This is a genomic window from Aeromonas sp. FDAARGOS 1405, from assembly GCF_019048265.1.
GTDB classification, from domain to species: Bacteria; Pseudomonadota; Gammaproteobacteria; order Enterobacterales; family Aeromonadaceae; genus Aeromonas; species Aeromonas veronii_A.
Genome location: NZ_CP077311.1, coordinates 3,415,924 through 3,428,945, shown reverse-complemented (window position 1 = coordinate 3,428,945; position 13,022 = coordinate 3,415,924). Strand labels below are relative to the sequence as shown.

11 protein-coding genes are annotated in these 13,022 nt (G+C 60.2%); 8 read left to right on the top strand and 3 right to left on the bottom strand.

Features of this window, described 5'->3' with window-relative positions; translation table 11 throughout:
• Positions 1-29: 29 nt before the first annotated feature.
• Positions 30-1,223 (bottom strand): site-specific integrase, encoded by a 1,194-nt coding sequence (locus I6L35_RS15770; protein WP_064337861.1) that lies wholly within the window; start codon positions 1,221-1,223, stop codon positions 30-32.
• A gap of 188 nt (positions 1,224-1,411) precedes the next feature.
• Between I6L35_RS15770 and sbcB the strand changes: the two genes are divergently transcribed.
• Together sbcB and I6L35_RS15760 are read left to right on the top strand one after the other, a co-directional pair.
• Positions 1,412-2,827: an exodeoxyribonuclease I gene (gene sbcB / locus I6L35_RS15765; RefSeq protein ID WP_216978697.1), complete on the top strand. Its 1,416-nt coding sequence runs from the start codon at positions 1,412-1,414 to the stop codon at positions 2,825-2,827.
• Positions 2,828-2,982: 155 nt separating this feature from the next.
• On the top strand, positions 2,983-3,483 hold the full coding sequence (locus I6L35_RS15760) for a hypothetical protein (protein ID WP_216978696.1): 501 nt from the start codon (positions 2,983-2,985) through the stop codon (positions 3,481-3,483).
• Positions 3,484-3,551: 68 nt separating this feature from the next.
• Here the strand turns inward: I6L35_RS15760 and I6L35_RS15755 are convergent, their stop codons facing one another.
• Positions 3,552-5,261 carry a glycoside hydrolase family 36 protein gene (locus tag I6L35_RS15755; protein WP_216978695.1) on the bottom strand — a complete coding sequence of 570 codons (1,710 nt, stop codon included), beginning with the start codon at positions 5,259-5,261 and terminating at the stop codon, positions 3,552-3,554.
• Between the two features lie 165 nt (positions 5,262-5,426).
• Here I6L35_RS15755 and I6L35_RS15750 point away from each other — a divergent pair, with 165 nt between their 5' ends.
• The 3 genes from I6L35_RS15750 to cdd all read left to right on the top strand — a co-directional run bounded on the left by I6L35_RS15750 (position 5,427) and on the right by cdd (position 7,536).
• Entirely contained in the window at positions 5,427-5,783 is a 357-nt protein-coding gene (locus I6L35_RS15750; protein ID WP_005333279.1) for a CidA/LrgA family protein, read from the top strand.
• Complete coding sequence (locus tag I6L35_RS15745; protein WP_104014718.1) at positions 5,780-6,466, top strand: LrgB family protein; 687 nt, start codon at positions 5,780-5,782, stop codon at positions 6,464-6,466. The genes I6L35_RS15750 and I6L35_RS15745 overlap by 4 nt, the downstream gene beginning before the upstream one ends.
• 185 nt (positions 6,467-6,651) lie before the next feature.
• Entirely contained in the window at positions 6,652-7,536 is an 885-nt protein-coding gene (cdd, locus tag I6L35_RS15740; RefSeq protein ID WP_005345271.1) for a cytidine deaminase, read from the top strand.
• 133 nt (positions 7,537-7,669) lie between these two features.
• Here cdd and I6L35_RS15735 read toward each other — a convergent pair whose 3' ends face one another.
• Positions 7,670-9,055: a tryptophanase gene (locus I6L35_RS15735; protein ID WP_216978694.1), complete on the bottom strand. Its 1,386-nt coding sequence runs from the start codon at positions 9,053-9,055 to the stop codon at positions 7,670-7,672.
• Positions 9,056-9,514: 459 nt separating this feature from the next.
• Here I6L35_RS15735 and I6L35_RS15730 point away from each other — a divergent pair, with 459 nt between their 5' ends.
• The 3 genes from I6L35_RS15730 to I6L35_RS15720 all read left to right on the top strand — a co-directional run bounded on the left by I6L35_RS15730 (position 9,515) and on the right by I6L35_RS15720 (position 12,663).
• Positions 9,515-9,679 (top strand): DUF2256 domain-containing protein, encoded by a 165-nt coding sequence (locus I6L35_RS15730; protein ID WP_216978693.1) that lies wholly within the window; start codon positions 9,515-9,517, stop codon positions 9,677-9,679.
• On the top strand, positions 9,679-11,199 hold the full coding sequence (locus I6L35_RS15725) for a cryptochrome/photolyase family protein (RefSeq protein WP_216978692.1): 1,521 nt from the start codon (positions 9,679-9,681) through the stop codon (positions 11,197-11,199). The genes I6L35_RS15730 and I6L35_RS15725 overlap by 1 nt, the downstream gene beginning before the upstream one ends.
• A gap of 198 nt (positions 11,200-11,397) precedes the next feature.
• Positions 11,398-12,663, top strand: coding sequence for a D-amino acid dehydrogenase (locus I6L35_RS15720; RefSeq protein WP_216978691.1), 1,266 nt, complete (start codon positions 11,398-11,400; stop codon positions 12,661-12,663).
• The last annotated feature ends 359 nt before the right edge of the window (positions 12,664-13,022 follow it).

The window sequence follows — 13,022 nt, the reverse complement described above, 5'->3', positions numbered from 1 at the left end:
GAATTACATCAACTTTGGTTCGGTTATATTTAGAGTTCCCGCAATGATTTTACTGCCTCCATTAATTTTTTATCCCATAATTCATATGCCTCACGTTGCTCATCAATCCAGTCATGTAGATTGTATATAGCCATGACACCCGCCATCCTGTGACCAAGCATTTTTTCTGTGACCTGTGGTAGAACTCGCTCTTCCGATAAACGCGTACTCAACGTTCGACGCATGTCGTGCATACGCCAATACGGCAGATCCAGTTTATCTCGAACACGCTCTGCTAACTGGATCAGAGACGCACTGCTCAACGATCTTTTTGGATTCACTGGCGAGCGACATACTGGCCCTCCCCTTAGCCGAGATCTCGCTGCCGCTTCTTGCAGCAACATCATCACCCTGCCAGGAATAGGCCGACGTATTGGCGCACCACATTTGGCTCGAGCAGCGGGAACCGTCCAAATTCGCTCCTCCAGATTAAACTCACTCCACTGCGCACCCAATGCCTCGCCGCTGCGACAGCCAAGTAGGATCACCAATTTGGCTGCCAATTTTAATCCGCGGCTGGCCCTGCTCTGTTCAAATGCAATCCAAATCTGAGCGAGTTCACGCATGGTCAACACACGAGAGCCTCTCTCAGGTTGAGAGCCCACATCTTCGGTGCGTAATTGCAGCACCGGGGAGCCGCCAATGAGATTACGCCGAATACAAAAACTAAGTATGGATTTTAACCTGCGCAATAAATGCCCTGCGTTTTTCGGCTTTTTCTTGCCAATCTTATCAAACCACTCCAGCCAGCTCGAAAACGGGATCTGTTCCACCGGAATACCAATAAACAGAGGTTCGAAATAGCGCTGCATGGTATGCTCATAGAGCATGACCGTACGAGGCCGCAGCTTGGGCAAATGGTGCTCACGAAAATGCTCGCAGCACTGTTTCAGGGTGACATCATGCTTCTGGTGGAGTTTATCCCAGAAAACTCTGGGATGTTCATTACGTTCAAGAGCGCCACGGATAGCAGGGATCAACGCCCTGGCATCAGCGAGTTTAAGGTCGGGATAGCGTCCAATTTTGAGTCTCGCTGCTTTTCCTTGCCAGCGATAGCGATATTGCCACGAGATGGTGCCTCGCTCGGTGACCCGAGCTGACAGTCCATCACGGTCTGACAATTCCGTCTTGCCAAAGTAGGGCTTACCATAGAGGGCCCGTAGCTTCGTATCAGTAAGTGGCATATGACTCTCCTGTGACTGGTCATCTGATTTTTCACTGACACATTAACGCGTCCTAACGTGTACACAGATATGTACCAAACTGGTCTGAAACGGACTGAATCAAGATCGGACAAAGTGAGACAATCTGAGATAACACTCCGTATAACGACTTGTTTTTCAAGCATATAGACACAATTCAGAACCACGAAATGAACCAGCAGACAAATCCTACCTTCTATTTCCACGACTACGAAACCTTCGGCATCAGCCCCGCCAAGGACAGGCCGTCGCAGTTTGCCGGTATTCGCACCGATGCGGATTTCAACATCATTGGCGAGCCGCTGGTGATTTATTGCAAACCGCCAGCGGACTACCTGCCGGATCCGGAGGCGTGCCTCATTACCGGTATCACGCCGCAAAAGGCGATGAAGGATGGGCTGTGCGAGGCGGATTTCATTCGCCAGATCCACGAGCAGTTCGCCACGCCGAATACCTGCGTGCTTGGCTACAACAGCATCCGCTTCGATGATGAGGTGACCCGCTACACCCTCTATCGCAACTTCTATGACCCCTATGCCTACAGCTGGCAAAACGGCAACTCCCGCTGGGACATCCTCGACATGCTGCGGGCCTGCTATGCCCTTCGGCCGGAGGGGATCGAGTGGGCCTTTGACGAGGAGGGTAAGCCGAGTTTCCGGCTGGAGAAGCTGACAGTCGCCAACGGCGTGGCCCATGCCAATGCCCACGATGCGCTCTCGGACGTGCTGGCCACTATCGAGATGGCCAAGCTGGTGAAAAAAGCCCAACCCAAGTTGTTTGGTTATCTCTTTGATCTGCGCAACAAAAACAAGGTGAAGGCGCTGATTGACGTGGTGACCATGAAGCCGCTGGCGCACGTCTCCGGCATGTTCTCCCCCTGGCAAGGGTGTGTGAGCTGGGTTTCGCCGCTCGCCTGGCATCCTACCAACCAGAACGCGGTGATCATGGTGGATCTGACCCGCGATCCGACCCCGCTTATCGAGCTCACCAGCGAGGAGATCCGCGAGCGCCTCTATACCAAGAAAGAGGAGCTGGGGGATCTGGCCAGCATCCCAGTGAAGCTGGTGCATATCAACAAGTGCCCGGTGCTGGCGCCGGCCGCTACCCTGACGGCGGAGCGCGCCGACCAGCTTGGCATCGACCGGGAACAGTGCCGCAAGAGCCTGGATCTGCTGCGCGCCCACCCGGAGGTGCGGGAAAAACTGGTGGAAGTGTTTAATCAGGAGTTCGCCGGCAGCAATGACAGCGACCCTGATACCCAACTCTACGCCGGCTTCTTTGGCCACGGCGACAAGTCCACCATGGATCTGGTGCGCGCTACCCCCGCAGATCTGCTGGGTGAGCGGGAGTTTGCCTTTACCGACGCGCGGCTGCCGGAGATGTTGTTCCGCTACCGCGCCCGCAACTGGCCACACACTCTGAGCGAAACCGAGCAGAAGCGCTGGCGCCTGCACTGCAGCGACTACTTCAGCCGCCGTCTGCCGGACTATGTGCCCCGTCTCGAGGCGCTGGCAGAGCAGAACCAGAGTAACGAACGGAACTTTGCGATTCTCAAGAGTCTCTATCGTTATCTGGAAGATTTATGAGTTGTGAGTAGTTTCACACTAAATCCTTCCCGCCAGCCCCCTTCTTCAGGTCATAATGACGAAGGGGATTTTCCCAAAAACCAATATCTTGCGACATCCTGAGCGGATGTATCCCAAGCAAGTAATCTCTTTGGCCGAACGGAAGCCATTTGCTGATGCCTCGTCACCACGCACTGCTCGGATTACTGACCCTGCTGCCGCTGGCAGCCAACGCCGCATACCGGTTCGATGTGCCGGATTATCTTGCTCGCCTGCCCGAGCAGACCTATCGCATCGTAGAACAGAATTTCAACACTCTTTATCAGCAGACTGACTTCACCCCCCAGATCACCAACAGCTACTTCAACCGCTCCCATCTGTACAAGTTTGTCGGGGTGCCGCTTGCCATCAGTGCCCAGTCCGGTTTCCAGCTGGAGGTGTTTGGTCAGGTCTATAACCGCGCGTCTCAGGCCTATATGCACCTGAGCGAGGATATGTCCCTCTATCGAGTGATGCGGGTCGATCTGATGGGGAACCCCAATGATCAGCTGGCCATCGGCTTTGGTCTGGGGGTACCCATCACCCCGTTGCTGACCCTCAAGGCGATCGCCTCCGGCAGCGACATCCCGGGCTATGGCTCCGCCAAATACGCCGTCGGGGTCGAGTGGCGTTACTGATACCGTCTCCCAAATCACAAAAACTCAGGCTCCCGAAGGAGCCTGAGTTTTTTGAGAGATGCGCCTTATCAGGCGTAGCGGATCACCCGCCCCTCACCCCCTTGCAGGGTTACGGTTGTGCCGACAGCCTGCTCTTGCCAAAAATCGGTTCCCCCTTCCGGCAACAGAAACTCCTGTGGTAACCCCTCCCAATTGAACAGGCAGAGCAGAGTGCCACCCTCGGGAAGGCTCACTTCACCGCAGGCAAAGTCCATCGACTCGAAACGGGCAGAGGGTGCTCGGGCTGCGCAGAGCGCAAGCAGCTTATGCAGTTGCGCCGCCTGCTCCTCATCGAGATCTTGCAGTCGATCACCAGCCAGCATCATGCCGCCGCTCGCCACCAGCGCTGCCAGATGGAAGCTGTAATCCGCCTTGCTTGCCTGCTGGCTCGGTAGATCCCGCAGGCAGATGCAGTCGGGGTCGAGGGCCCAGAGCTTGTCGTTCTGCCAGGCGCGGCAGAAGGCTTCGCGAGCGATCTGGCGATAGCGGTGGCCGTTGCGTTCCACGTCATCGCTCACCCGCATGCCGTGCACCAACCCAAGGCTTGGCCAAATGGGGGCATTGCAACCGAGCAGGAAAGCGCCTTCACCTGCACCACGCAGGATGGCGGCCATACCGCGCCGATAGGCTTCAACCCGGGTGGCAGCCGGATCGTGGAAACGGCCACCGTGGATGGCGCCCCAGAAGTTGGCATCGAGTTTGAAGTAGTGGATACCCCACTGTTCGCGCAGGGTGCGGAACACCTGCTCAAGGTGCGCCTGCACCTCGGGGTGGGTACCATCCAGCACATACCAGGGGGTACAGCGCCAACCACCATAGGTAACCCGCTCTGAGGGCAGCGGCAAGCCGTCATCCCCCTTCACAAACCAGTCGGGGTGATCCTGAAACACCTGCGAACCGGGCTCTGCAATAAAAGGAGCGACCCAGAGGGCAGGCTCGCAGCCAGCCTGTTTGATCTCCTCAGCCAGTGATGCCACCCCCTGCTCGAACTTGGCCGACGGGGTGAGCCAGTCGCCCATCTTGGCCTGATAGCCGTCATCGATCTGCACGTAACGCAGGGCTGGGAAACGCTCGGCACGCACCTGCAGATTTTCGCGAATATCGGCGGCGCTCACCTCGGCGTAGTAGTGATACCAGGAGCACCAGCCGCTCGGGCGCTCACTCACCTTGCCGATCAGCGAGCCGTGCTCAGCCTCGATCAGCCGTGCCAACTCGTCCAGCAGATCCTCGCGCTCCGCCCCTTCGAGGCAGATCAGCGCCTCGCTCTGCCAGTGCTCACCGGCCGCGAGTTCCCGCCCTTCGCAATTCATCAGGATCTGCAAGCGACCATCGGGGTAGAGGCGAAACTCCCCGCCAAAACGGTGGCAGCTGGCAAAGGCGAGCAGCAACCACCCCTTGCCATGCTCCACCAGCAACAGGTTGTGAATGGTGTGAAAGCCATTGTCATCGGTGATGCGATAGACGCTGGCATCGGGGCAACGGCCGACATGTTGCGGTGATTGCCAGCAACCCATGGTCTGGGCCAGCATCTGGAATCCTTCGCCATAGATGGCGCTCTCCACCGGCAGGCCAAGCTTGCCGTCAAACAGCACCCAGCGCTCAACCGGAGTGGCATCAGCGCCGGTGTTGTCGAGTCGCACCCGACACAAGGGCCCTTCCCACTGACGGGTTTGCAGCAGATGGGGTGGCAACGCATTATCGTTCGTCAGCTGGCGAACTCGGGACAAGAGGGATGTCATCACTACTCCTTGTAGTTCGAAAAAGGGTTCTATCAGACGATGTTCAACAGATAATCTGCATACAAATCAGCTTCAAACGAACTGATTTCAGTTGTTATTGTTTTAATGCCGCGACCCGGCCTCTCTGGTAAACTGCGATTTTTCTTCCCAGTCGATGAGGTTCACGTGATCGCGCAACGCGCCTTGCTGTACTTTCGTGACTTTATGGTCATCGTCGCCTGCCTGCTGGCAGGCAAATCCGTGGCAGCCATCCTGCCGTTCGCCTTTCCCGGCAGCATCATCGGCATGCTGCTGCTGTTCGTGCTGCTCTCCCTGCAACTGATCAAGCTGCACTGGGTCGAGCTGGGCGCTGGCTTGCTGCTGCGCCACATGGGCGTGCTGTTCGTGCCGGTTGCGGTCGGACTGGTGGCCTGGCTTGAGCCCCTGCGCCAATCCTTCGGCGTCATCATGCTCTGCATCGTGCTCGGGATCGTGCTGATCCTCGCCACCGTCGGTCGGCTCTACCAGAGGATGAACAAATGATCTTCTGGCTCGCCATTCCCTTAACGCTCGCGCTCTATTTTGCTACCCGCGCCCTCTATCGCCGCCTGCCCTGGCCCATCATCAACCCGGTGCTGGTGCCGACCGCGGTGATCATTGGCCTGCTGCTCTGGCTCGATCTGCCCCTTGAGCAGTACGAGCGCGGCAGCAGCCCCATTACCATGCTGCTGGAGCCCGCCGTGGTGGCGCTGGCGCTGCCGCTCTATCAGCAGGCGCGCCAGATCCAGGCCAAGCTCAAGCCCATCCTAATCTGTACCCTCGCCTCCGTCTTGATCTCGGTGTGCACAACCCTGCTGATCGGTCACTTTATGGGCACAGATCCGGCACTGCTCGCCTCCCTTGCCACCAAATCCATCACCACCCCGCTCGCCATGAGCGTCAGCCAGTCCATCGGCGGCATTCCCGCCATCGCGGCCGCCGTGGTGGTGGTGGTGGGGATTGTCGGTGCCCTGATCGGCTACCCGCTGCTCAAACTGTTCAAAGTGACCGACCCGGAAGCACAAGGGCTCGCCATGGGGGCCTGTGCCCACGCCATCGGCACCGCCACCTCCGCCGAGAAGGGGATCACCCAAGGCGCCTTTGCCTCGCTCGCCATGGTGGTGTGCGGTATCCTCACCGCTGCCGTCGCGCCCCTCCTTTTTGCCATCTATCACTGGCTCACCTGACCGATGATTAGCCACCCCGACAGCTCTGCAGCGCTGTCGGGGTGCGACCTGCCGCACAATTTGCACAAGACAAACGTTTCCATTACCATCCCCCTCCGTTTGCCCATCAGGGCGTGAGCCTGCTCACACATTTACCCGAGCTTGCTCCCTACAATGGCCGCCCAATTGGCCTTTGAGGACACACTATGCATCCCCGTTTTGCCAAGCCATTCGATACCCTCTCTGCCCCGCTCAAAGCAGCCGTGCAGCCCATGCTGGATAGTGCCGACTTCAACGCCCGCTTCACGCCGGAGCAAGTCGCCACCCTGAAAGCCGCCACAGGTCTCGATGATCGCGCCCTGCGCCTCGCCCTGTTGCCACTGGCCGCTGCCTGCTCGGTGGCGCCCATCTCCAAGTTTTATGTCGGTGCCATCGCCTGCGGCCTGAGCGGCAGCTGGTACTTCGGTGCCAACATGGAGTTTGCTGGGCAAGGTCTGTTCCACTCGGTTCACGCCGAGCAGTCCGCCATCTCCAACGCCTGGCTGGGTGGTGAGACCGGGATCTCTGAAATCACCGTCAACTACACCCCCTGCGGCCACTGCCGTCAGTTCATGAACGAGCTGAGCACCGCCAAGATCCTTAAAGTCTCCCTGCCCGATGACCTGAGCGCCCTGCAATCCTTCCTACCCCACTCGTTTGGCCCGGCAGATCTCGACATCACTGATGCGCTGATGAGCCCGCAGGATCACGCAGAGCTTGAACTTCAAAGCGAAGATCCGCTGTGGCAAGCCGCGCTGGCCGCAGCCCGTCAAAGCTACGCCCCCTACAGTCAGGGCTATGCCGCGGTGGCGCTGCAGTTTGCCGATGGCCGCATCTTCTCTGGCCGCTACGCCGAGAACGCCGCCTTCAACCCCAGCCTGCCGCCGATGCAGATGGCCTGCGCCCATGCGGTGCTTAACGGCGAAGATCTCGCCACCATCCGCCGCGCCGTGCTGCTGGAGAACAAAAACGGCCAGATCAGCCAGCGTGACTCCGCCCAGTCCACCCTCAAGGCGCTGGGCTCGGTCGAGCTGGAGTATCAGGCGGTCTGACCCGACTTTGCTTAGATAAACGAAAGCCCCCGCACCTTGGTGCGGGGGCTTTTTTACTGGGCCGTTTAACCGGGAGCAGCCGGTGATCCTCACTGCTTGGCGCGGTTGATCACCCAGTCTGACCGGTTGCTGATCAGACAGGTTTCAGCCGCGCGGTGAAGTGGCGCAGCAGCGGCGGCTCGTAGTCAAAGGTGAGCCCGCGAATGTCGCTGGCCCGCGCTTTCACCGCGATCAGGCAGTCGGCCACATAGTCCATGTGATCCCGGGTGTAGACCCGACGCGGAATGGTGAGACGCAGCAGCTCGAAGTCCGCCGCCTCCTGCTTGCCGGTGGCGGGATCGCGCCCCAGCAGCAGGGAGCCGATCTCCACCCCGCGCACACCCCCTTCCAGATAGAGCTCGCAGGCGAGCGCATGGGCCGGGAACTGCTCGGCCGGAATATGGGGCAGCAGCTTTTTGGCATCGACAAAGACCGCATGGCCGCCGGTGGGGGTCTGGATGGGGATCCCCGCCTCGACCAGCCGCTCGCCGAGATAGGCCACCTGACTGATACGGTAGGTGAGATACTCCTCATCCATCCCCTCGCGCAGGCCGATGGCGAGCGCCGCCATGTCCCGCCCGGCGAGGCCGCCATAGGTGACAAACCCCTCCATCGCCACGCAGCGCACCTGCACCGCGCGGAACAGGTCGAGATCTTCCCTGAAGCAGCAGAGCCCACCGATATTGACCAGCCCATCCTTCTTGGCCGACATGGTGAAGATGTCCCCCAGCGCGAACATCTGGCGCACTATCTCCTTGATGCTGCGCTTGGCATAAGCCGGATCCCGCTCCTTGATAAACCAGGCGTTCTCGGCAAAGCGGGCGGCGTCGATCACCACCGGAATCTGGTGACGACGGGCCAGTTCGGAAACCGACTCCATATTGGCCATGGAGACCGGCTGGCCACCGGCGCTGTTGCAGGTCACCGTGATGATGATGCCGGCCACGTTGTCGGCCCCCAAGGTCTCGATGGTGTCGGTCAGGCGAGGGAGATCAAAATCCCCTTTCCAGGCATAGGGGGCCGTGGTGTCGAGGGCTTTCGGGGTAAGCAGGTTGATGGCCCGCGCCCCAGCCAACTCCACGTGAGCCTTGGTGGTGTCGAAGTGGTAGTTGGAGATGAAGACCGGCGCCTTGCCCTTACAGCGCTTGACCAGCTCGGGGAAGAGGATCTGCTCGGCCCCGCGCCCCTGGTGGGTGGGCATCACATGCTGGTAGCCAAAGATCTCGCGCACCGTGCGCTCCAGCTCGACGAAGTTGCGGCTGCCCGCATAGGCTTCGTCCCCCATCATGATGCTGGCCCACTGGCGATCGGACATGGCACCGGTGCCGCTGTCGGTCAGCAGATCGATATAGACATCCTCGGCCAGCAGCAGGAAGGGGTTCCAGCCAGCGGCCTCGAGGGCAGCGCGACGCTCGGCGCCAGTGGTCTGTTTGATGGGCTCGACCATCTTGATACGAAACGGCTCGGGTATACGACGCATAAAAGACTCCTCACCGGCGCAAGGCCAGTGTGTTTGAAATTGGAATTGGTAAAGAGGCCGAGGCGATCAGGGTCGTCCGGCTGACAAATTCAAACGGCGGGTGCCGCCAATCAGCGGTGAGGAAAGTCGAAGGTGAGAATGGGATCCCGGGTATACCAGTGGGCGAGCAGGCAAGCTGCCCGGGGCGTAGCTGTCATGATTGGCATCACTCCCCTCCATATCGGTTGTAGACAGTCGGTGGCCAACAAGATCCATTGATGGATGCTGCCAACGGGCAGCCTCGCCACGTTAACGGCTGGTTAATTGGCAAACAAGGAGTGCACTGACGGGCTGTGCGCCCGCTCACAAAGTGGGCATCTGCGCGGCAAACTGGCAGTGAGGTTGATCCGTCCACGCCCCCGGTTCGTTATTCTCCCTACCCACACGCCACATCCCCCATCAGCCAAGGCCGTAGCCATCATGCATCGCAAACCCCATCTGCCCGAGAAGATCTGCCCCTTCTGCCAGCGCCCCTTCAGCTGGCGGCGCAAGTGGGCGCGCAGCTGGGAGGAGGTTCGCTACTGCAGCGAACGCTGTCGCCACGCTCGTCACCGCAGCCAGCAACCTGAGGGGGAGCCAGCCTGATGGAGCTGCGCCTGATTCTCGGCGATCAGCTGAACGCCGCTCACAGCTGGTTTCGCACCCCGGATCCGGCAACCTGCTATCTAATGGCGGAGCTGCGCCAGGAGACCGACTACTGCCGCCACCATCGCCAGAAGGTGCTGGCCTTCTTTGCCGCCATGCGCGCCTTCGCAGCGGCCCTTGGCAAGGCGGGCCACCGCGTCTGTTACCTGACCCTTGATGAGAGTGCCCGCTGGCCCGACTTGCCCGGCTTGCTGGCAGCCCAAATCGCGGCGCATCAGGCCGACAGCTTTGCCTGGCAGAGCCCGGACGAGTGGCGCCTCGCCAGCCAGTTGAAAAGCTGGGCAGCGGGCCTTGCCATCCCTGCCACCGAGGTGGAGAGCGAACATTTTCTCACCCCCCGCGATGGCTGGCAGCGCTATCCCCACAGCCGGATGGAGTTCTTCTACCGCGCCCTGCGCAAGCAATACAGGGTGCTGCTTGATGAGCGCGGCCAACCCCTTGGCGGGCGCTGGAATTTTGATGACGAGAACCGCGCCAAGCTGCCGGAGCGTCAGCCGATCCCGGAACCCCTCACCTTTGCCAACGAGGTGAGCGAGATTGATGCCATGCTGACCCGCCACGGGGTCAGCACCATCGGCAAGGCGGATGCCCGCCAACTGCCGTGGCCCATCACAAGGCGCCAGAGTCGCGAGCTGCTGGCCTATTTTCTGGCCCACTGCCTGCCTCATTTTGGCCGCTATCAGGATGCCCTGAGCGAGCGGGGCTGGAGTCTGTTTCACAGCCGACTGTCGTTTTCCCTCAACAGCAAGATGCTTCATCCGCTTGAGGTGATCCGCGCCGCCGAAGCCCACTGGCAGGCCAATCAGGCCACCATCACCTTGGCGCAGGTGGAGGGTTTTATCCGCCAGATCCTCGGCTGGCGCGAGTTTGTCCGTGCCCTCTACTGGGAGAAGATGCCCGACTACAAGCAGACCAATTTTCTCGTGGCCAACCGGCCGCTGCCCGGTTTCTTCTGGAATGGAGAAACAAAGATGGCCTGCGTGCGTCACGCCATTGGCCAGTCTCTTGAGCACGGTTACGCCCACCATATCCAGCGGCTGATGGTGACCGGCAACTTTGCCCTGTTGGCGGGGCTCGATCCTGACGAGGTGGATGCCTGGTATCTCGGCATCTATGTGGATGCCATCGAGTGGGTCGAGCTGCCCAACACCCGCGGCATGAGCCAGTTTGCCGATGGCGGCCTGATGGGCAGCAAGCCCTACGCCAGCAGCGGCGCCTATCTCGAGCGGATGGGCCACTACTGCAAGGGGTGCCACTATCAGGTCAAAGCCCGCCACGGCGACGGTAGTTGCCCCTTCAACAGCCTCTACTGGCACTTTCTCTGGCGCAATCGGGACAAACTGGGCGGCAATCCCCGCCTCGCCCTCCCCTATGCCAACTGGGATGGCCAAGCTGCCGAACAACAGCAGGCTATTCTAGCAACGGCGGAGCACTACCTAATCCAGCTGGAGCAGTTGTAAGCGGGCCATGTTCCCTGACAGATGCCCCTGACAACAGCGCAGCGATTTACGCTGGCAATCAGGCTCACCATCGCACCAAACACCAGCTTGTGACTGGCAAGCAGACGGAGATCCCAATCCTGCGTAGAGCGGTTGAATATCCTGTGGCGGCTGATTATGGTGGTGGCCACATCAGGAGATCAGTCAAGGAAAGACGATATGGAGATAGTGGTTCTCGGTGGCGGCGTAATTGGGGTAACCAGCGCCTGGTATCTGGCCAAAGCGGGTCACAAGGTGACTCTGCTGGAGCGACAAGGTGGCGTCGCCCTTGAAACCAGCCATGCCAACGCCGGGCAGATATCCCCGGGTTATGCGGCCCCCTGGGCGGCCCCCGGCATTCCCCTCAAGGCGGCAAAATGGATGTTGCAAAAGCATGCCCCCTTCACCGTGCGCCCCACCGCCGACCCCTTCCAGCTTCGCTGGATGCTCAGAATGCTCGCCAACTGCACCCCGACCGCCTACGCCACCAACAAGGGGCGCATGGTGCGTCTGGCCGAATACAGCCGCGACTGCATGAAGCGGCTGCGTGACGAGCTCAACATCGATTACGAAGGGCGCCAGCTCGGCACCCTGCAGCTGTTTCGCAGCCAATCCCAGCTCGATGCCAGCCAGCGCGATATCGAGGTGCTGGAGGAATACGGCGTCCCCTACCAGTCGCTGGATGCCAGCGGCTGCGAAGTGGTAGAGCCTGCGCTGGCGCGGGTGCGCGGCAAAATCGTCGGCGGCCTGCGTCTGCCCGGCGACGAGACCGGCGACTGCTTCCGCTTCACCAAGGCCCTTGCCCTTGAAGCCGAGAAGCTCGGGGTCAAGTTCGTCTTCAACTGCGACATCGACGAGATTGAGCAAGCCCGCGGCCGCGCCGTGGCGGTGCGGGCGGGCGAGCAGCGCTATCGCGCCGATGCCATCGTCTGCGCGCTCGGCAGTTATGCCACCGGCTTTTTACGGCCGCTGCTGCGCCCGCTCGGGCTGGAGCTGCCGGTCTATCCGGTCAAGGGCTACTCCCTCACCCTGCCGATGATCAATGCCGAGGCCGCGCCGCGCAGTACCGTGCTCGATGAAACCTACAAGGTGGCCATCACCCGTTTTGACGAGCGGATCCGGGTCGGCGGCATGGCGGAGCTGTCGGGCTACAACCTCGCCCTCAACCCGAGACGCCACGACACTCTGGCGATGGTGGTCGGCGATCTCTTCCCCGAAGGGGGCGATATCAGCAAGGCCGAGTTCTGGACCGGCCTGCGTCCCATGACGCCGGACGGCACCCCGCTGGTGGGGCCCAGCCCCATTCCCGGTCTCTGGCTCAATACCGGCCACGGCACCCTGGGCTGGACCATGGCGGCCGGCTCGGGTCAGCTTCTGTGCGATCTTATCAGCGGCAGCGAACCCGCCATCAGCGATGAGGGGTTGACTCTCGCCCGTTACGGCTAAGCGCCTACGCTGTCGGGCTGTTTCACTCGCCAACTGCGCCCCCAGACAACAGCAGAGGACGTTCTCAACCGCTTTATTGACAGGCCACCGCCAAAAACGGTGGCCTTTTCGTCTGATGTTGACCTTCTCCCTCCCCGTCTGCCTGAGCGGTGCTCTGGCTGCCGGTTAATGCAGCAAACGGCACAGAATATTGCGCAATTCGACTTGCGCAAGCCGTCACAATCCGTAATGTGGATAGACGCATTTTTCGCAGCGCATATTTTTTAAATGGCCTGTAAACCGCTTGTAAACAGGCGTCGCCAGACAAGGGGTTACGGGTGTCACCACGAGTTTCTTTAGCAGCAATCCAGGGTAGGACA